Below are 19,381 nucleotides of genomic sequence, written 5' to 3'. Positions count from 1 at the left end.
ATGGCCTGCGAAACAGGAAGCGGTCCCGGCGACATCATCAAGGGCTTCTTCGACTTCCTCGGAGATCCCGTCGGAACGATCCTGGAAGTGATCGCCAACAAGGTTCTGTCCGCCGCCATCACGGTCTTCGGCGATCTCACCACCAACGTGCCCACTCTGGGCACGGGTGGCACCTCGCAGAAGGTCAGTCAGCAGACCCAGTGGATCGTTGTGTACGCCGCCGTCGCGTCGCTGCTCTTCGCCGCCGGGCGGATGGCGCTCGAACGCCGCGGCGAGGCGGGCAGCACGGCCCTCAAAGGGCTGCTGCGGGTGATCTTGGTAGCCGGCGCCGCCACGGCCGTCGTGACGGCACTGGCGAGCCTGTCGGACCGCTATGCCGACCACCTCTTTGCCACCGGCGCGCAGCAGCAGCTCACCACCATCGGCTGCAGCGGCGGCGACGGCATCCCGTCGGTGCTGCTGCTGGTCCTCGCTTTTCTCCTGCTCATCGCGGCCATCGTGCAGACGATTTTGATGTACGTCCGGCTCGGAGTCATGATCCTTCTCCTCGGCACTCTTCCCCTGGCCGCCGCGGCTTCCATGACCAACTGGGGCAGCGGCTGGTGGCGCAAGCACATCGGCTGGATGATCGCTTGGCTGCTGTACAAGCCCGCGGCGGGGCTCGTCATCTTCGCCGGCGCCTCGATGATCTCCAACACAGGTGACAACGGCGTTCACGAGAAGATCGCCGGCATCGGTGTCCTGCTGCTCTCGGCGGTTGCCCTGCCCGCCCTGCTCAAGCTCGTCATGCCGGCCACGGCAGCGCTCGGCAGCGGCGGACAGGGCGCCACCGGCGCCATGGTCGGTGCGCTCGCCTCGGGTGCGAAATCCATCGGCGGCTCGATGCCGTCCGGCGGCGGGGCGATGCCCGGCCGATCCGGCGGTGCCGGTGCTTCGGGCCCCTCGGGCCCCTCAGGCCCGAGCGGTGCGAGCGCTCCATCCGGTGCACCGGGTGCAGCAGCGCCCCTCCAAGGCGGTGGTGGCGCAGCGGGCGCCGCCACCACTCGGGCGGCGGCCGCTGCAGGCCCCGTCGGTGCTGCCGCCGCAGCGGCCATGACCGTCGTGCAGACAGTCGGAAACGTGGCCGCCGGCGCGGTCGACGGCGCCGACGGGGACCGCGGACACAACCGATGACACCGGAGGGCAGGCCCGGGCGGATTGCAGAGCCCGGGCCCGCCCTCCGGCAACCACCCGTTCCCCGACCACCGTCATCCGCGGCAGCCTCACCCGGCAGACCGACCACTCACCAATTCAGGAACCCTTATGTCGACAGAAGCGGTCGTGCATCCCACCTACGGGAACTGGCGCCGTCCCCGGCGCCCCGGACTCGGCCCTCTCGGGCTGATCGGTACGTTCGGTGTGTTTGCCGGCCTGGTCCTCACCCTGTTCGTGTCCCTGGTCTCCCTGGTGGCGGCCCTGTTCGTCATCTTCCCCCTGTCCTTCCTCATCGCCCCGCTCATGGTGCGCACCCAGGACGGCCGCAACCTCTACCAACTGCTCGCCTTGCGAATCGGCTGGCTGCGGCGCCGCGCCAAGGGCGCTCACACGTACGTCAGCGGCCCGCTGTCGCAGCGGCCCGGCGGCCGGTTCAGCCCGCCCGGACTCCTCAGCCGCATCACCATGAGTGAGGGCCGCGACGCCTACGACCGTCCCTTCGGCGTGCTGCACCATCCGGGCCGCAACACCTACACCATCGTGCTCGGCTGCGAACCCGACGGCGGGTCGCTCGTGGACCCCGATCAGACGGACGTATGGGTGGCGGCCTGGGGCCAGTGGCTGGCCCGGCTGTCGCAAGAACCCCAGCTGCGGGGCGCCTCCGTCGTCATCGAGACAGCACCCGACTCCGGCACCCGCCTGGCCAACGAGGTCCTGCCGAGGATCAGGGAAGACGCGCCGGCCGCGGCCCAGGCCGTGATGAGGGAGGTCGTCGAACGCTATCCCTCCGCCTCCTCCGAGATGCACACCTATATCGCTCTCACCTACGGCGCACCCCAGGGGCAAAGGCGCGAACAGAGCGAGATCATCACCGAACTCGCCATCCGCATCCCCGGCCTCCTCGGCGGCCTCGTGGGCGCAGGTGCAGGATCAGCTGCACCGTTGTCGGCCGAGCAGATCGCAGAAACGGTGCGCGTCGCCTACGACCCCGCCGCCGCCGGCGACATCCTCAGCGCCCGAGCCCAGCACGGCGGCACCGGCGTCGTCTGGGAGGACTCAGGACCCGCTTCCGCAGTCGAGACCGTCAGCTCCTACCAGCACGACTCGGGCGTCTCGCGCACCTGGCTGCTCACCCTCGCACCTCGCGGCACCGTACGGTCCAACGTGCTGCGCGGCCTGCTGGAGGCATCCCCCGGCACTCGCCGCAAGCGGGTCGCCCTGCTCTACCGGCCCATCGACCCGGCCACCTCGGCACGGATCGTAGAAGCCGACCGGCGAGCGGCTCAGTTCATGGCCACCTCGGGCAAGGGCATGGTCCAGGCGCGCGCCGCCTCCGAGATGCACGCGGCTGAGCAGACCGCTGCCGAGGAGGCAGCCGGCGCAGGACTCGTGGAGTTCTCCCTCATGGTCACCGTGACGGTCGACTCCCAGGAACAACTGGCCGACGCCGCCGGAACCGTGCGCAACCTCCAGGCCGCCGCCCGCCTTTCGCTGCGCCCGGCCGACCGCATGCAGGCCGCGGCCTTCACCTGCGCGCTCCCCGTGGGTGTTCTGCCGTGGGAGCACACCCTCATCCCGCAAGCACTCCAGGAGGCGCTGTGAAGAACACCGGCGGCAGCACAGGGCGACCGGTCGGCAGCCGACAGCCCTTGCCCGGGGCCCGCGGCTGGCCGGGCCCCGGCGGCGGAGAGATCGGCCACCTTGATCCGCCGACGATGTGGCGCGCCACGACCGTCCAGGCCTGCGGACTGTGGCCGTTCGCCGCCGGTTCGGGTTCCCCCATGACGGGAGTACCTCTCGGACAGCACATCGGCACGGGCGCCACAGTGTGCGGTGACCCCATCTCTTGGTTCACCCGGGCCCGCTACATTTCCAACCCCTCACTGTTCATGCTCGGCATGCCGGGCCTGGGCAAGTCCACCCTCGTCAACCGCATGCTCATAGGCCTGGCCGCCACGGGCGTAGTACCCCTCGTACTCGGCGACCTCAAACCCGACTACGCCGACACCGTGCGTGCCCTGGGCGGACAGGTCATCTCCATCGGGCGCGGAGTCGGCGGCATCAACATCCTCGACCCCGGCGCCATGGGATCGGCCGCCGCGCGTCTTGGCGGCTCCGCCGGGCAGGCCCTGGCCGCCGAGACGCACGGCCGGGTCCTCAACATGGTCGCCGCCCTCATCTCCGTGGTCCGCAGCCGACCGATGGACGACCACGAGCAGTCCGTACTCACTGCCGCCCTGCACCATTTGAGGGAACGCACACCGAAGGGCAGGGCGCCCCTGCTGCCGGACCTGCTCGCCGTGCTCCAGGAAGGACCGGACCGGGTCCGTGCCGTCACTCTGGACCGCGGTGACGACGCCCGCTACCGCACCGCGGTCGACCCCTTGCACCGGTCCTTGCTCGGCATCTTGGACGGACCGCTCGGTGACACCTTCGCCTCGCCGACCTCCACCCGCATCGACCCGGCTGCCCCCGCCGTGTGCATCGACATCTCCCGCATCGGAGAGTCCGACACCCAACTGACCGCCGCGGCCATGCTGGCGGCATGGTCCGACGGTTTGGGCACCGTCGCGGCCGCACACGCCCTCGCCGATGCCGGACTGGCCCCGCGGCGCTGGTACTTCACCGTGCTCGACGAACTGTGGCGACCGCTGCGCGCCGCTTCCGGCATCGTCGACCGCATCGACGCCCTGACCCGCCTCAATCGGTCCCTCGGGCTCGGCGATGCGAAGATCACCCACACCCTGAAGGACGCCGAAGCTCTGGGCAGCGAGTCCGACCGGGCCAAGGCCCGAGGGTTCGTCGAACGCGCAGGCATGGTCATCTGCGCCGGTCTTCCCCGTACCGAAATGGAGGAACTGGGCCGCGTGGTCGGTCTCTCCGAACGGGAAATCGACCTGGTCTCCTCCTGGTCCTCCCCGCCCGGCTGGGCCGTCACCGGAGGGCACGACGAGCCACCGGGGCGCGGCCGCTTCCTCATCAAGGTCGGCGGCCGTCCCGGCATCCCCATCAAGGTCGCCATCACCGACACCGAACGCAACCTGCACAACACCAACAGCCGCTGGGCGGCCGGAGACAGGGCAGCCTCGACCCGCTACATCCCGGGACAGGCGACATGAGCGCCCGCCCCAGACCGACGGGCAGCGAACTCGCCCCCTGGGCGATCGTCGCCGTCGCCGGCGTCGCCCTCGTCGTGTTCGGGATCACGTGGCTGGGCGGCACTCTTGGGGCCGTCGCAACCGGGGCGGGCTGGAACCCGCCGCCGTTCGCCCTGTCGACCTTCACCCGACTGATGGGCCAGGGACCTGGCCGCTTGTGGCCAAACGCCGCACCATGGGCCGTCTACGCGGGCATCGTGACCGCGTTCGCCGCCATCGCCGTCCTCGCTGTCCCTGTGTTCAGCCGCCTCATCGGACGCACCCGCAAAGGCACGGGACTGGCGGGCGTGCGCGAGCTGGCCTCGCTGGCTCCCGAAGGGATCGCCGCTCGAGCCCGCGATCTGCGCCCCTCGCTCAAGGGGGTCAAGGAACTCAGCGGCGATGACACGGGCAATCTGCTCGGCGACCTGGCCCCCAACGGGCCCGAACTGCGCTCCTCGTTCGAGGACGTCGAACTCGACCTCATGGCGCCGCGCGCCGGGAAATCCACGGGCATCGCGATACCGCGTGTGCTGCGCGCCCGCGGCGCGGTTCTGCTGACGTCCAACAAATCCGACGTCTACTCCGTCACCAGGGCCGAACGCACCAAGACGGGCAGAGTGTGGACCTTCGACCCGCAGGGCATCGCGCACGCACCCCGGGAGATGTGGTGGGACATGCTGGCCGACTGCGTCACCATCGAGGGCGCCCGCCGCCTGGCTGGCCACTTCGTCGCCTCCGTTAACGACGACTCCTCGAAGAAGGACTTCTGGATCTCTGCAGCGCAGAACACCCTCACCGCGCTCTTCCTCGCCGCGTCCGGCGGCCGGGCGCAGATCACCGACCTGCTGGCCTGGCTCGCAGACCCGGCCGACCGTACTCCGATCGACCTTCTGCGCGACAAGGGAATGCACGCGCTCGCCGAACAGCTGCAAGGCACGGTCCGCGGCGCAGTGGAGACCCGGGACGGCATCTACGAGACCGCACGCCAGTGCGTATCCTGCCTCCTCGACCCCGAGATCCTCGCATGGGTGACCCCCAATCCGGACCTTCCGGAGTTCCGCCCGCACGAACACGTCCTCACCCGCGACACCCTCTACCTGCTCTCCAAGGACGGCGGCGGCTCCGCCGCCGGCGTCATCGCCGGACTGGCCGACGGCACGATGCGGGCGGGAGTGATGGCTGCCGAACGCATGGGTGGACGTCTCGACCCGCCGATGACCGCCGTCCTCGACGAAGCGGCCAACGTCTGCCGTATCTCCGACCTGCCCGACCTCTACAGCCACCTGGGATCCCGCGGGATCAACGTCGTGACACTCCTGCAGAGTTACCGGCAGGGCAGCCGCGTATGGGGCGAGGCCGGAATGGACGCCCTGTGGAGCGCCGCGACGATCAAGCTCCTCGGCGCCGGCCTCGACGACGCGGACTTCGTCGACAAAGTCTCCAAACTCGTCGGCCAGCACGAGGTGAGCACCCTCAGCACCTCACGCAGCAAAGACGGCACCTCCCGGTCGGTCTCCTACCGCCTCGACCCCATCCTGCCGCCAGATCGCATCCGCGCCCTGCCCAAGGGGACCGCGCTGCTCCTGGCCACGGGGGTCAAACCGGCCCTGATCCGGTTGCGGCCCTGGTACAAGGAGCCTGGCGCAGCCGCCATCTCAGCCGCGGCAGCCGCGGAGGCCGAAGCGATCACCCGGCGCGCCGCGCTGAAGTGGGCAGGTCATGGCATCGAGCACTGACCGCAAAACCACAGGCACCGACGGTGCGGCGCTCGACCTCCAGCACCAAGGAACCGTAGACATGACCACGCCGAACCCTTCGACGGGGGCAGACGGCTGGACGCGTGCCGCGCCGCTTCCGCCGCCCAGCCAGACCGGTCCTCCGACCGCCGAGCCAGCTACCGACCGGACCCCTTCGCCCTCGCCGCCTGGGGAGTCCTTGCCGATGCCGCCTCATTGGGGCGACTTCTTGTTCGAAACGCTGGCCTCGCCGCCTGTCTCCGCTGCGCCGACAACGGACACAGAACTGGCCGGGACGCCCGAACCTGTGGACAGCGCAGTGCGGGCGCCGGACGAGGCTCCATCCGCCGCACAAGTACCGCCGGTGGAGGACAACACGACGGATACGGCGGCTGACCTGCTGGACCTGTCGGACCTGGACCCGCTCCCCCCGGACCCGCCCTTCATCCTCTACAAGGCCGGAGCAGAGTTCGATTCGGCCGTCGCCGATCTCACCATGTGGGTCCATGGACTGCTTCTTCCGGTCTACGGCAGGGAAGTCTCCTCCATGGCTCCCTGGTGCACTCGCTGGTGGGAGCACCTGGAAGTCGTCGCACAGCTCTATGGCTTGTGGATGGCCTGGCAGGAATTGACCGGGAGTAAAGCGCCGCTGACCGGTCCGGCCGCCTGGCACCGGGACTACCTCATGCCTGTGATGGCCTCTTTGCGTGACCCGTCCGGTCCCTTTGCGGGATGCAAGCCCGGACAGCACCGGGCGAAGGAACCGCCCCCGACCGGCGAACCGTGACGGCAATCCTTCGACAGCATCCGCGCGCCGGCGAGGAACCAGGCGCGCGGCGCGGCCTGGCGATACCGCCCCACGCCGACAGACCCACCGACCCCGAAGAAGGCCACGTGATGGAGCATCGCGAGCGACCTGCCCGCCGCACCGGAAGACGGGCCCCGGCGACCCCGGAGGTCGTCGGGGCCCGCGCACCTGGCGGCCGCCCGGCCCACGGCGGACCCACCCTCCGCCGTCACGACAACCGTTCCACCTCAAGACACGGAACCTGCGGCGCCTTCGGCCTGAGCGCCCACGGAACGCTCCGGTGAAGGCGTCGCACCGGCCTGCGGCTTCGGGCACCGATGTGTGGGCCGGCGGCCCGCCCCGGATACCGCAGATCGACGCCTTGAAGGGATTCGCCCTGCTCGGCATCTGCGTGGTCAATGCCCCTATTCTGGCCGGAGCCTGGGACCTGACATCCGGCCCAGGTACGACAGCCGCCGACCGCACCATCGCATGGCTGGTGACAGCCCTGTTCACGACCAAGTTCTATCTGATCTTCTCGTTTCTGTTCGGCTACAGCTTCGTCCTCCAGGAAGCGGCGGCCGACCGGGACGGCATTTGCTTCGCCCGCCGCCACGGGCGCCGCTTCCTGGGTCTGTTCCTGATCGGCCTCGCCCACGCCGCGCTGCTGTACCCGGGCGACATCCTGATGACGTACGCGGTCCTCAGCGTGGCGCTATTTGCCGCACGCAGGCTCGGAACGCGGACAATCTTGCGCACGGCGGCCCTGCTGGTCGTCTTCTTGACGGCTGTCTTCCTCACCGTCGGCGTGACGGTTCTGCGGCTGGACGATCCCGGGCGCGTCACGGAGGCGGCGGCCGCAACTGCCAGACGCATTGCGGCGTACCGGGGCGGGCCCCTCTCTGTCGTCCACGCCAACATCACGGCCTACCGCGAGACGCTCGGCAGTGCGATTGTCTACGCAGTGCACCTCCTCGCGGCCGCCCTTGCAGGCTTCGCCGCAGGCCGCCGAGGTCTGCTCAAGGAGCCCGGCGCCTCCCGCGCCCGGACATCAGCCGTCCACAGACTGCTTGTGACCGGTCTGCTGGTCGGCCTGCCGGGTGGCGTCCTCACCGCCATGTGCACCCACGGCCCGCTCGACGGCCGCTTCTACTACCTCGGCCAGGCCGCGGACATCCTCACAGCACCCGCGCTCGCCGCCGCCTACGCGGCCGCGCTGCTGCTCACGCTGCGCGGCAGGCACGGCCCGCAGATTGCCAGGACATTGGCCCCGGCCGGCCGCATGTCGTTGTCGAACTACCTGATGCAGTCGGTCGTCCTGGCGTTCGTCTTCACCGGCTACGGCTTCAGGCTCTACGGCACGGTCGGACCGGCCGTGCTGACGGGTGCCTGCGTGGCATTGTGGGCCCTCCAGTTGGCCTTCTCCGCGCGGCTCATGGCCTTCACCCGCTACGGTCCCGCCGAACTGTTACTGCGCCGGATGACGCTCGGCCGAACCGTCCTGCGAGCGGTCCGGGCCACTGGCCGGCCCACCTACCCGGACACAGACGGAGCAGGCGCGAAAGGCCCGAGCTCCGTGCCGTGGCGACGGAATGGCTGAAGGATTTCGCGTCGAGTGACCGTGCACGTCGTCCGCGGTGGTGACGGCCTCGAGCGGCACACCGCTTTCGTTACACCCGTCACCGGCGGTTGCAGCACGACGCCTGTCGGCCACGCCTGGCCAGGGAACCGCAACAAGTCTGTGCGACGAGCTCTGTGGACCCGGAACTGAACTCGCCATCTACATACGACGTTGCCTAGAGGACAACACCGCTGATCTTCGCTCTGTTCACTTTTACGTCCGCGTAACTGTCCGCCTGAAAGGAAGAACACCGATGACCACGCCTCCAGGACCTCCCCTCGAACCCAGTCGGGACTCGTTCCCCTCCCCAGCGTCCCAGGAAGCGTCGGTCTCCTGGGGGCCTTCCGCCTCCACGAACCGGCCCACCCGCGTGATGAGCGCGTTGTCCCGGGTATTCGCCGAACTTGGCGAACGAGTGGAAAAGCGGACCGTGCTCGAAGGGATCGCCCGCTTCGTCGCGCGACAGCTGACGCGACTCGGAGAACGGGTGGAGGGCCGTGCTGACGTCCTGCGGGCGGCCGCGATGCGGAACGAGGCTCCGCCATCACCGCTCCGTAGAGCAACGTCCGGTCTGCTGAAGTCGATGGCCGGCGGGGCGGACGCTGCGGGCGACCGGCTGGAAAGCCGGGCGGCACGGCGTGGTCCTCTGAAGGGAGCTGTCGATGCGCTACGTCGGGGGGCGTCGGCCGGTGCTCTGGGCCTGAGTGAAGGACTGCGACGCTTCGCCGAACGGATGGCACCCCAGCCTCCGGTACCTCAGACGATGCCCGTGCAAGCTCCCACGACCGCTCCTGCCCCCGCCCCTGCGCCAAATCCGGTCTTCGACCGAGAGTTCGACGACTACGTTCTGAGGGCGATGCGGGAATTCGGCGGTGACGCTTCTGCCACGGTCACGGCGCCCGCTCCCGCCCCGGCCGAGCCCCAGAAGACGCAAAGCGTGGCTCCCGCCAGCCCAGCGGGACCGGTCACACGGAGCGCCACGGGCGCTGACATCGGCATCTCCGGCGTCGCTGCGCTGCGTTCGCACGGCACCGCCGAGACCAGAAGCGCCGCTGTCGGTGAGGCGGGACCGAGCAGCCGACCCGCGTTCTCCGAGTCTGCCAAAGTAGCGCGCAGGAGGTAGCCGCTCTCTTGGAGGGTTCCGGCAGCCGGCGAGGCCTCGTCCTCGTCGTAGGGTCGCGCACCGGAGTGGGCGGCGGAACAAGACGAGAGACCCCGCTCGCACAAGCCGGTCGGAATACAGCAGGCACCAGACGGAATGTGTCCCGCACGGCCCTCGGGCCGTGCGGGACACATTCCGTCTGGCCGTCACACGCAAGCGTGGTTCAGGACCTTCTGCAGCGCCTGGAGCCCGTAGTGGACGCGCGACTTCAGGGTGCCCTTCGGCACACCCAGCACGTGCGCGGCCTCCTCCAGGGTGAGGCCGCGGAAGTACACCTCGAATAGGGCCTGGCGGTGTGCGGCGGACAAGGTGGCCAGCCCGTCCCGTACGACCATCGCGGTCAGCACCTCTTCGCTTGCGTCCAGCTCGGCCGCCTCAAGTTCCATCCACAGAGCCCCGTCGACTTCCTGCGGCCGGGTCTTGCTACTCCGGTACCCGTCGATCACCAGATTCCTTGCGACCCGGAACATCCATGGACGCAGAACAGCGTTCCCAGTGCAGCCGTAGGTGCGCCAGCATCGCAACAGAGTCTCCTGCACGATGTCCTCGGCCTGGACTGGATCACCCCTCAGGAGGCGGCTCACGTACGCGTGCAGAGCGAGCACCTGCTTTTGGTGGTCCGCACGGTCTTGCTCGGCAGCCGGCGTTGATGATCCGTCGGACCCCATGAACGTCCAACTCATGCTCACTCCTAATGGTGTCCTGATCCCGCCTGGGTTCCGGCACCTGCAGAGAATTACCGCCCTCCCGAGTACACGGCGGCAGAATCGGGCGGTATAGGGCACTGAAAAGGGCCGGTGATCCAAAGGGGAAGTAAAGGTCAGGGGAAGCCCGTTTTGATTCGGGCGGTGGCGCAGGGTGTCATTTCCAAAAATAGACTTCCCCCACCACGTCGTGATAGACGGAAAGGACGGGTGAGGAGGAATTCTTCATTCTCGGGACGTCATCTGCTCTCCGGTAAAATGCGACATGCCGTATACGGGAAAGCGGCGGCGAAAGCACCGTCGCTCAGGTCTACGGCTCGACCCTGGAGCCCAGTTCACCTACGGCGGATCCTTTTTCCGCAGCAGCTTCCGTGCACGGCGGCAGAGCCTGCTGCTGGTGGTCCCCATGGCCACTGTCGGCGGGACCGGAGAATCCGCGGTGGACAGCGGAAGCTGTGACGTGCCGGGCCCGTCCAGAAAGAGGCCGGTGACCCGCTTCGGCGGCACCGACATCTGCATGTTCATGGCTGAGCGCGCGGTTGACGGTGCGCCGAGCGCCGGGGAGAGGCTCGCTGCACGGCGGTGTTGAGGCGCATCGTCACCGTGGGCCAACACAGTGAAAGGCCAGTTCGGCCAGGGCCCCTGCGTTCGCAGATCTGGATGACCCATTGGGCACGGGCACGGGGCGCATGGGCGCGGTCAGTGCGAGGGCGGGGCTTGCAGCGACTCATACGCCACCCCCCGCTCCGTGAGAGGGAGGTGCATTCCGATCCGCGAAGTCCGGCGCAGCAGCCGGCAACGCCTCGCTGACGCGGTCGCTTTCGGAGTGCCGTGCGGCAGGCCGACGGCGGAACCGTCCTGCCGCCCTACCTTGTCGGGGGCCGCCAGCCCACATGGAGGAGACCGGCGATCGCCCGGGTGTGGGCGGCAGCCACCGAGGTACCGAGCCGCGTCGAGCGGCCACACGGGCGCGGGCCCCACCGTCGCGTTCGAGACCCGCCTTCGGCGGTAGACGCCGATCCATCGCGATCCGGCAACGCCGGAAGCGGAGGTCGCTTCGGCCGACACCGCGTACACGATGAGAGCGAACACGGCCGCCGGAGGTGGAGCACTCCGCACGAGCCACGGTTCCGGGACCTCGCCCGGCTGCTCCAGCGGGACGGGACCTTCTCGAGTACGGCCCGCGGTGGCTTCTGCACCGTCAAGAGAAGGCGCATGCGGAGACGATGCACGCGCCTTCCACACAGATCATGCGCCGCCGTGGAGTCCATCCACTGAGCGTTTTAAGCGTTGCCGCTCCAGGGTGAGGACTGCCTTGGTGATGGCAGACATGCGGTTGGGGCTGATGCGGGATCTGCGGAAGATCTGCCAGGACTTCAGTCGTGCCATACCGCGTTCGACAGGTGCCCGAGCTGCGGCCAGGACCCGGTTGGCGGTGCGCTGGGTGAGGGTGAGTTCACCGCCCGGCGGGCGTTTGAGTCCGGTGGTGAACCAGGGGCCGCGCCCTGGTAGGCGCGGTCGGCGAGGATCGGGACGCCCTGGCGTTCGCAGATCCTGATGATGTGATGACTTCGGGCTGCGGTCAGGTCGTGGGTGCGGCCCGGCAGAGCCGGTGAGATCCACAGCACCTCGCCGGCGGGGTCGGTGACGACCTGGACGTTCACGCCGTGCCGTCGGTGCTTGGCCGAGTAGTCGGCACGGCTGTCGCCGACGCGGTCGCACTCGGCGAGAGTGCCGTCCAGCAGGATGAACTCCGGATCATGCTCTCACGCAGAGTCTTGAGCAGGCCCGGGGCCCGTTCGGCGAACAGGCAGGTCACGGCCACGACGTAGGCATGGGCAGTGCCGACGGATATCCCGAAGCCGGCCGCGATCCGGGCGATGTCGTGGTGGCGTAGGTACACCAGAGCGACGAGCGCGCGCTGGTGCGGCGGGCGTTTGAACCTGCGGTCGCCCTCACGGGTGACGATGAGCATGGTGACCCACTCGACCAGGGCATGCGGGAGGTCGAGTGCGGCAGGATATGGAACCAACAGGGCTCCTGTGCCGGTGGGTTGAGACGTCGAACATCTCCCCCAACGGCACGGGAGCCCTGTGCGTTGCGGTCCTCACCTCAACCTCACCGGCCTCACCCGATCAGTGGCCTCGTTGAAAACGCTCACTCGAAAGCCGTACCCGTCGCGTTCCGAGCGCACCGTCGAGATCCCTTCAAACCTTCCGATCAAGAGGAACGGGTTCCAGGAGGTGGTCAGGCAGGCGCTCTCTGTCTGCTCTGATCCACAGAAGTCCGGGCCAAAGAGCAAAGAAGATCGATGAAGTTCCTGCGAAAACCAATGCGAAGGCTGGGCTGTACAATTCGCTCAAACCGCCCGCGAATGCTGTCCCCAGGCCCTGGGCGGTGAGATTCATGGCGGAGGAGACGCCCATACCCTGGGCCCGCTTGCTGTCAGGTAGCAGTTCAATCAGAGTCGACACCGATATTACTACCTGTATGCACCACAGTGCGTTGCTGAGAGCAAACGCCATCATGGCAAGGTATATCCCGACCCCCTGTATGCAGAGGGTGATCAGCGGAAGGCCGGCCGTACAGCATATAATCGGCAAATATGCCGCGTGACGATCCTTCGGTACAAAGCGATGGAACGCCCATAGCCCTACCACCGCTCCGATGCCGGTACTGGCCAGCAAAGCTCCCACCCATATTTTTCCGTAACCGAGCGCGCTGACGTACGGAGCCGCGACAGCTTCGGGAGCTATGTAAAAGAATCCTAGAAAAGTAGTCAAGAAAATAGCGCGTCGGCGCGGCTCTTCCCACAGGAGCCGGGTGGCGCTCCCCACGGATCCAGTAGCTTTCGCTGCACCGGGAGAGGCTCTCTTTGTGACGAAGCACAGATAAAGCGAGCATGATGCGAAGAACGTGGCGGAATTGAAAACGAGGCACACTTGCGGCGTGAGGACCGAAGAAATGAACCCGCCGCCCGCAAAGCCGAGAATCTGAGCGGCCTGTGTGGTGACCTGCCTGATCGACATCGCAACGGGGTATTGATTGGAATTCAGGATGTCACGTAGCAGTGCAAGCTGTGCCGCTTTGTAAGGTCCGCCCAGGAAAGACATGACAGAGACGAGAGCGCACAAACCGGGAAGCGGCATGCCGGGAATGGTCATTGCTCCGACAACTACGGCACGGGAGGCATCCGCGAGGATAATCACTGAGCGGCGGGGGTGTCTGTCTGCAATGGCAGAAAGTGCCAGCGCGCCCAGAACACTCGGGACGTACGTCAACGCGTAGGCGAGGCCTGTCAAGGCTGCAGAATTCGTATGATCAAAAACCAGGATCGCCAGAGCGACCCGTGCAAGCTGGTCGCCGAAGTACGAAAGAAGCTCAGCGAGCCACGTCGCACGAAACTCTGCCGACGAAAACGGGGAGAGCTCACCCTGTGTATAGGTCGGCATGTGTCTCTCCTGCCTTTGCGCCCGCATGCCGGACGTCATCCGAAATTGCATCTCACACTTGGCGACTAGGTATCTGGCCTGGCGTACGGAGTTTCTGCGAGGCCACTGCGCACGCCAGGCCTAGTCGATTTACCAGTCGGCCTTGGTCATTGCTGGTCACCCCTTCCTCAATAGAAGCTGCACGGACGTCAAAAATTGCATCAAAGGCGAGCCGCAATAGCAAGGTGACTTGCATCACATCGGATTATGGAATTTGCGTGCCACTTTCCTGAACCACGGTGCCATCACGACCCTTCGGGCGAGGTGCAGAATTTCATGAGCGGCCGTGCGGTTCAGCGTGATCACGTCAAACTGCTCTGTGGGCGCTCCTGCTGGCCCTGTCGGGCGGCGAATGTCGGAGCGGTGCCAAAAAAGGCAGGACTCCGGGAGAATCCGGATCTTGTCACGGCTGCGCCTGCTCGATGCACGACCTGTTCTGAAAGATTCTGAAGGAAGAAACCTTGTCGTTGAAGTTCTCTGCTACAAGCCTGGGGTCGAAGTCATTCACGTCATCAACCTCGACTCCAGGACCGACCGCGAAGCTGGGGCCTCTAAAATTGGGATCCCTGTAGAAACATATTTGAAAATGAGTGTGACTGTTGATGATGGACGAAATGCTGTCGTTGAAAATTCCTCCCTTGTATGCGGCCAGATCCTCGATAATCGTAGGCGCCACTGAACATTCTCCAAGGAGAGTACTGTCAGTGCAAATAACAATGGTGTCAATTGGCTCGCCCGGAACCTCGGAGCCATCTTTTGTAGTGATACCAGTGGAGTCGCTGGCGGCACGGGCCCTGCTCTCGAAGCCATCGCTCCCTTCTCCGCTTCCGCATGCCGACAAGATTAGGCAGGCGGACGAGACGGCAATCCCAGAAATGAACTTGAATGTGCGAGTCATTTTGGCTCCAAGGAATTGGAAGGTCTTTATACCGCATCGGGCTGTAGTTCATTTACAGCGGTATACGGACAGCTCGGCCAATGGGTTCACTGGACTGCTGCAGGATGCCTACCGGCCACGTGCGGACTCACGGGACGCGCGGGTGAGGCCTCACACCGTTGACCGAGTCGCCTGACATGCCGATTGCGCTGTTCGGGCTCTTGCGGCAACCTGCCCTACCGCCTGATGAGCTCAAACGAGGACGGCGGGAGAGCATCTGAGGGCTCGACTCCGCTCGACGTCCACTCGGGCCGCTGTGGCACATCTTCCGCACGACAGGTAGACGGACACGCCCCCTCCCTCGGCCACTTGTGAAACTTGGTCACCGAAAATTGAACTGCCGGAAGCCCGGGCGACGTGTCCGTCACGTGCATGTCCGCAAACCGCGCAGCAGCGGGCCCCGCCAGTGGGCCAGACCGCTGAGACAGCACGGCGGACTCTGTGGTGGAGGGCCCGAGCGGCCTCTGGGGAAGGTGCATTCGGTGAGCGGCAGCACAGGTGACTCGTCCGGACGGCCCGTCGCGAGACAAGCAGGCATCGCTGGGCAGATTCCAGCAGCGACGCCGCACGGAGGGAAACCGGCCTGGTCCGCCACGGACCCCGAAGCGGGCAACGACGGTTGGGCGGCGTATCGCTGCTTGCCTTGGCCGAGGACGACTGCCCTGCGCCGCGAAGGACATACAGCCCGGTGACTCCTCCCCGAGCGCCGTCGGCTGCAAGCCCTCCACCCTGGGGTGCCGCGGCCATCCGACTCACACCATCACGCAAACACGCGCTGAAGAAAGCCCATGGCAGCACCTTGGGGAGCCCTCAGCGCGCTGCCCTCCCTGGACCGCACCAGTAGGGGAGGGGAGCCCTTACGGACAGCGACCATGGCCGCCCGGAAAGGCGGTCCGACAGCCGAGCAGCGGCCACCTTCCTCACCACACGATCACGCAGGCAGCCTTCCGCAGGAGCCGATCCCGATGCACGCCATGAAAATCTCGTTTCTCATACACAACGCCTACGGAATAGGAGGAACCATAACCACCACGTTCAACTTGGCCCGAGCGCTGGCAGACCGGCACGACGTCGAGATCATCTCCGCTCTCCGGCACCGGGAACGACCGAACCTGACACTCGACCCGCGCGTGCGCCTTCGGCCCCTGGTGGATTTGCGCCACGAGAAGGACAGCCCCCGGCACCTGACACCGGCCAAGATCTTCCCCTCCTCCGAGTACCGCTACCGGCAGTACAGCGCCCTCACCGACGAACGCATCGGCGAAGCACTGGCGGCACTCGACGCCGACGTCGTCGTGGGCACTCGCCCGGGCCTCAACGTCCACCTGGCCCTTCAGGCGCCCTCCCGGACGGTGCGCATCGGACAGGAGCACCTCACACTCGGCAACCATTCGCCACGGCTCCGCAACGCGCTGCGGCGGGTGTACCCCCGCCTGGACGCGATCACCCCCGTCACAGAGGCCGACGCCTCCGCCTACCGCCGCAGGATGCGGCTGCCGGGCGTACGGATACAGGCACTGCCCAACAGCGTCCCCGACCCGGCACTCCCCCCCTCGGACAGCCGCGAACGCGTGATCATGGCCGCCGGCCGGCTGGTGCCGGTAAAACGGTTCGACCTGCTCATCGATGCTTTCGCCGCAGTCGCGGCCGAGCGTCCCGACTGGACGCTGCGCATCTACGGCAAGGGCGAAGAGTCGCAGCGGCTGCGCAGGCTCATCGACCGGCTGGGGCTGTACAACCACGTCTTCCTGATGGGTGCGGTAACCCCCATGGAAGCCGAGTGGGTCAAAGGCTCGATCGGAGTGGCGACGTCCAACTTCGAGCCGTTCGGCATGACCATCGTCGAAGCCATGCGCTGCGGTCTGCCCGTCGTCAGCACCGACTGCGCGTACGGCCCCGGCGAAATCATCACCCCCGGCGAAGACGGCCGACTGGTTCCCGTCGGAGACCGGGACGCCCTGGCTACAGCCTTGCTGGACCTCGTACGCGACGACGAGCTGCGCCGCAGAATGGGACATGCGGCACGGGAGAACTCACGGCGATACGCCCCCGCGCCCGTCGTGGCCCAAGCAGAGCAGCTGTTCGAGGAACTGCTGGCGGCCCGCCGTGACGGCCGTCCGCCGACAGGCAGGACGCGCCACGCCTTGGCGAATGCCGGTCACGGGTTCAAGGACACCATGCTTGTCGCCGCCAGCAACGTCGTGCGAACCGCACGAAAGGCACGGCGATGAGGAGCGGCGACAGCAACAACATGAACAGATCAGCGGGGGTGGTGGGAGTGACAGAACAGGTCCGCGCGGATGTGACCGTGGACGAGAAAGGGCGATTTGTCATAGGCGTACGGTCGCCGCAGTCTGGCTTTTCTCGCCCCCGACTGCTGCTTCGACAGCGCCCGGACAAGGGAGAGCCGCTGCGCCCCGGCCGCGTCGTCGCGCTCGAACCCGCAGGCCGCGACGAGTGGCGAGGCGTGCTGGAGACAGTCCCAGCCCTGGAGGAAGGCCGCTGGGATGCCTACCTCATGGGTCCGTCGGAAGAGAATCACATACCCTTGCTGCCCGGCCTGCGCGATCTGCGCGCGCTCGTGTCCGGCAGGCACGACAGCCACTCAGCGCCACTGGCGGTGCGCATCCCGTACGTCACCAAGGACGGCAGGCTCGCCGTACGCGCCTGGCTTCGGGACACGCACGCGGAAGCCGGCCGGATCGATGTCACGGGTGGCCTGATGACCGTGGAGGTACGGCTGTTCGGCACCTGGCTGGGGGACGGTGCGTCAGTATCGCTGAGCCGGCGGAGACCAGAAGCCGTCGTACGGCAGATCCCTCTACGCACCGACAGGGGCCAGGAGTTCTCGTTCACCATCGGCCACCAGGAGCTCGTGGCGCACGATGCGGAGCCTGAAGCCGGGCCAGCGCCGGTCGTATGGGAGATGCACGTTCACCCAACTGTCGACGCCCCGGGCATCAGAGTGGCCCGGTTGTTGGACGACGTCGCCGACCGTAAGGCGGTCTTCGTCTACCCGGCCACTGCACTCGCCGGCGGTTACACCGCCCGTCCTTATTACACGGTCGACAACGACCTCTCCGTAGAAGTCACCGCAGCGCCGGCCCAATGACCACCATGGACCGGCGGCCCGAGAATGACTGTGAGGCCGAATCCGAAGCTGCCGGTGCCTTCAAGTACCGGCAGCGGCCCGGCACCGCATCACCTGCAAAGCATCGAGACCTCGCAACGACTCGGCCGTCACCCTTGTGCGTCGAACGCCCCATGGCCTGGCTCGCCGGATGCCGACGCCTGCACCGCAGCTACGAACGGAAAGCCGACCACTTCCCGGCCCTCCCCATGACCTCTTCGAGCGGGACGCAAGTACTTTCAGGTTGGGAGTTCACAGAGTTCTTCGACCTCGTGGGCCCAAACGGGGCGCTGGTGTCACACAGGTCGACCAGCGTCATGCAGTTGCAGGTCAGTGAGCGTTTTCAGTGTGGCCACTGATCGGGTGACGGGGGCGGTGCGAGGTCGGGGTGCGCAACGGACAGGGCTCCCGTGCCGTTGAGGGAGGTGTTCGACGTCTCAACTCAGCAGCACAGGAGCCCTGTTGGCTTCCTATCCTGCCGCACTCGACCTGCCCCACGCCTTGGTCGAGTGGGTCACGATGCTCATCGTCACCCGTGAGGGTGACCGGCGGTGCAAACTCCCGCCGCACCGCCGTGCGCTGGTCGCACTCGTGTACCTGCGCCGCCATGACACCCTCGCCCGTATCGCCAGAGCCTTCGGGATATCCGTCGGCACCGCACACGCCTATGTCACCGCGGTCACTGGTCTGCTCGCCGAGCAGGCCCCCGGCCTGCCGAAGACGCTGCGCGTGCACGACCCGGACTTCGTCCTCCTGGACGGCACGCTCGCCGAGTGCGACCGCGTCGGCGACGCCAGGGCCGACTACTCCTCGAAACACAAGCGGCACGGGGTGAACGTGCAGGTCGTCACGGACCCGGCCGGTGAGATTCTGTGGCTGTCGCCGGCACTGCCGGGCCGGACCCACGATCTGACGGCCGCCCGCACCCACAAGATCCTCGGGATCTGTGCGCGCCAGGGCGTCCCGATCCTCGCCGACATGGCCTACATCGGTGCGGGCGACTGGGTCACCACCGCCAAGCGCCGCCCGCCAGGCGGTGAACTCACCCTCACCGAGCGGACCGAGAACCGGGCCCTGTCCGTGGCCCGGGCACCTGTCGAACGAGGCATGGCACGGCTGAAGTCCTGGCAGATCTTCCGCAGATCCCGCATCAGCCCCAACCGCATGAGCGTCATCACCAAGGCCGTCCTCACCCTGGAGAAGCAACGCTGAAAACGCTCACTGAGCGTTTTCAGAGTGGCCACTGATCGGGTGACGGTGGTGCAGGCGCAACGCACGAGGCGCCTGTGCCGTTGAGGGAGGTGTTCGACGTCTCAACTCAGCAGCGCAGGTGCCTCGTTGGTTCCCTATCCTGCCGCACTCGACCTGCCTCACGCGCTGGTCAAGTGGGTAACCATGCTCATCGTCACCCGTGAGGGTGACCGCCGCTGCAAGCTCCCGCCTCACCAGCGTGCTCTCGTCGGCCTGGTCTACCTTCGC

General features: G+C 67.1%; 12 protein-coding genes and 2 pseudogenes. 10 read left to right on the top strand and 4 right to left on the bottom strand.

Annotated features, from left to right (window positions below; genetic code table 11):
- The 6 genes from J2X68_RS39370 (at position 1) to J2X68_RS39345 (ending at position 8,457) form a co-directional block, all read left to right on the top strand.
- Complete coding sequence (locus tag J2X68_RS39370; RefSeq protein ID WP_310437425.1) at positions 1 to 1,173, top strand: hypothetical protein; 1,173 nt, start codon at positions 1 to 3, stop codon at positions 1,171 to 1,173.
- 129 nt (positions 1,174 to 1,302) lie between these two features.
- Complete coding sequence (locus J2X68_RS39365; protein WP_310437424.1) at positions 1,303 to 2,796, top strand: SCO6880 family protein; 1,494 nt, start codon at positions 1,303 to 1,305, stop codon at positions 2,794 to 2,796.
- A 47-nt stretch (positions 2,797 to 2,843) separates the two neighbouring features.
- Positions 2,844 to 4,313 (top strand): ATP/GTP-binding protein, encoded by a 1,470-nt coding sequence (locus tag J2X68_RS39360; RefSeq protein WP_310437434.1) that lies wholly within the window; start codon positions 2,844 to 2,846, stop codon positions 4,311 to 4,313.
- Positions 4,310 to 6,070 carry a TraM recognition domain-containing protein gene (locus tag J2X68_RS39355; RefSeq protein ID WP_310437423.1) on the top strand — a complete coding sequence of 587 codons (1,761 nt, stop codon included), beginning with the start codon at positions 4,310 to 4,312 and terminating at the stop codon, positions 6,068 to 6,070. The genes J2X68_RS39360 and J2X68_RS39355 overlap by 4 nt, the downstream gene beginning before the upstream one ends.
- Positions 6,071 to 6,566: 496 nt before the next feature.
- Entirely contained in the window at positions 6,567 to 6,857 is a 291-nt protein-coding gene (locus J2X68_RS39350; protein WP_310437433.1) for a DUF4913 domain-containing protein, read from the top strand.
- 301 nt (positions 6,858 to 7,158) lie between these two features.
- Entirely contained in the window at positions 7,159 to 8,457 is a 1,299-nt protein-coding gene (locus J2X68_RS39345) for a DUF418 domain-containing protein (protein ID WP_310437422.1), read from the top strand.
- Between the two features lie 1,329 nt (positions 8,458 to 9,786).
- On the opposite strand, the gene J2X68_RS39340 is transcribed toward J2X68_RS39345, so the two are convergent.
- The 4 genes and pseudogenes from J2X68_RS39340 to J2X68_RS39325 all read right to left on the bottom strand — a co-directional run bounded on the left by J2X68_RS39340 (position 9,787) and on the right by J2X68_RS39325 (position 14,733).
- Complete coding sequence (locus J2X68_RS39340; RefSeq protein WP_310437421.1) at positions 9,787 to 10,323, bottom strand: sigma-70 family RNA polymerase sigma factor; 537 nt, start codon at positions 10,321 to 10,323, stop codon at positions 9,787 to 9,789.
- A 1,269-nt stretch (positions 10,324 to 11,592) separates the two neighbouring features.
- Positions 11,593 to 12,376 (bottom strand): annotated as a pseudogene (locus tag J2X68_RS39335) (transposase family protein).
- Between the two features lie 175 nt (positions 12,377 to 12,551).
- The gene (locus J2X68_RS39330) at positions 12,552 to 13,796 is read right to left on the bottom strand and encodes an MFS transporter (RefSeq protein ID WP_310437420.1); all 1,245 of its coding nucleotides are present in this window, start codon (positions 13,794 to 13,796) and stop codon (positions 12,552 to 12,554) included.
- Between the two features lie 442 nt (positions 13,797 to 14,238).
- Positions 14,239 to 14,733 carry a peptidase inhibitor family I36 protein gene (locus J2X68_RS39325; protein ID WP_310437419.1) on the bottom strand — a complete coding sequence of 165 codons (495 nt, stop codon included), beginning with the start codon at positions 14,731 to 14,733 and terminating at the stop codon, positions 14,239 to 14,241.
- 1,013 nt (positions 14,734 to 15,746) lie between these two features.
- Here J2X68_RS39325 and J2X68_RS39320 point away from each other — a divergent pair.
- The 4 genes and pseudogenes from J2X68_RS39320 to J2X68_RS39305 form a co-directional block, all read left to right on the top strand.
- On the top strand, positions 15,747 to 17,003 hold the full coding sequence (locus J2X68_RS39320) for a glycosyltransferase family 4 protein (protein ID WP_310437432.1): 1,257 nt from the start codon (positions 15,747 to 15,749) through the stop codon (positions 17,001 to 17,003).
- Between the two features lie 47 nt (positions 17,004 to 17,050).
- Positions 17,051 to 17,884 (top strand): hypothetical protein, encoded by an 834-nt coding sequence (locus J2X68_RS39315; protein ID WP_310437418.1) that lies wholly within the window; start codon positions 17,051 to 17,053, stop codon positions 17,882 to 17,884.
- Between the two features lie 480 nt (positions 17,885 to 18,364).
- Positions 18,365 to 19,114 carry a transposase family protein gene (locus J2X68_RS39310; RefSeq protein ID WP_310437417.1) on the top strand — a complete coding sequence of 250 codons (750 nt, stop codon included), beginning with the start codon at positions 18,365 to 18,367 and terminating at the stop codon, positions 19,112 to 19,114.
- Positions 19,115 to 19,240: 126 nt separating this feature from the next.
- A pseudogene (locus J2X68_RS39305) lies at positions 19,241 to 19,381 on the top strand (IS5/IS1182 family transposase); the annotation flags it as partial.

This window comes from Streptomyces sp. 3330 (assembly GCF_031456635.1).
GTDB lineage: Bacteria > Actinomycetota > Actinomycetes > Streptomycetales > Streptomycetaceae > Streptomyces.
Note: the sequence above shows the minus strand (reverse complement) of the source record. Positions and strands in the feature narration are given on the sequence as shown.

Excerpts from the sequence above, each read along its gene's own strand:
- J2X68_RS39370 (WP_310437425.1), top strand. The coding sequence starts at position 1 with ATGGCCTGCGAAACAGGAAGCGGTCCCGGCGACATCATCAAGGGCTTC.
- J2X68_RS39365 (WP_310437424.1), top strand. The coding sequence starts at position 1,303 with ATGTCGACAGAAGCGGTCGTGCATCCCACCTACGGGAACTGGCGCCGT.
- J2X68_RS39355 (WP_310437423.1), top strand. The coding sequence starts at position 4,310 with ATGAGCGCCCGCCCCAGACCGACGGGCAGCGAACTCGCCCCCTGGGCG.
- J2X68_RS39350 (WP_310437433.1), top strand. The coding sequence starts at position 6,567 with ATGTGGGTCCATGGACTGCTTCTTCCGGTCTACGGCAGGGAAGTCTCC.
- J2X68_RS39340 (WP_310437421.1), bottom strand. The coding sequence starts at position 10,323 with ATGAGTTGGACGTTCATGGGGTCCGACGGATCATCAACGCCGGCTGCC.
- J2X68_RS39330 (WP_310437420.1), bottom strand. The coding sequence starts at position 13,796 with ATGCCGACCTATACACAGGGTGAGCTCTCCCCGTTTTCGTCGGCAGAG.
- J2X68_RS39325 (WP_310437419.1), bottom strand. The coding sequence starts at position 14,733 with ATGACTCGCACATTCAAGTTCATTTCTGGGATTGCCGTCTCGTCCGCC.
- J2X68_RS39320 (WP_310437432.1), top strand. The coding sequence starts at position 15,747 with ATGAAAATCTCGTTTCTCATACACAACGCCTACGGAATAGGAGGAACC.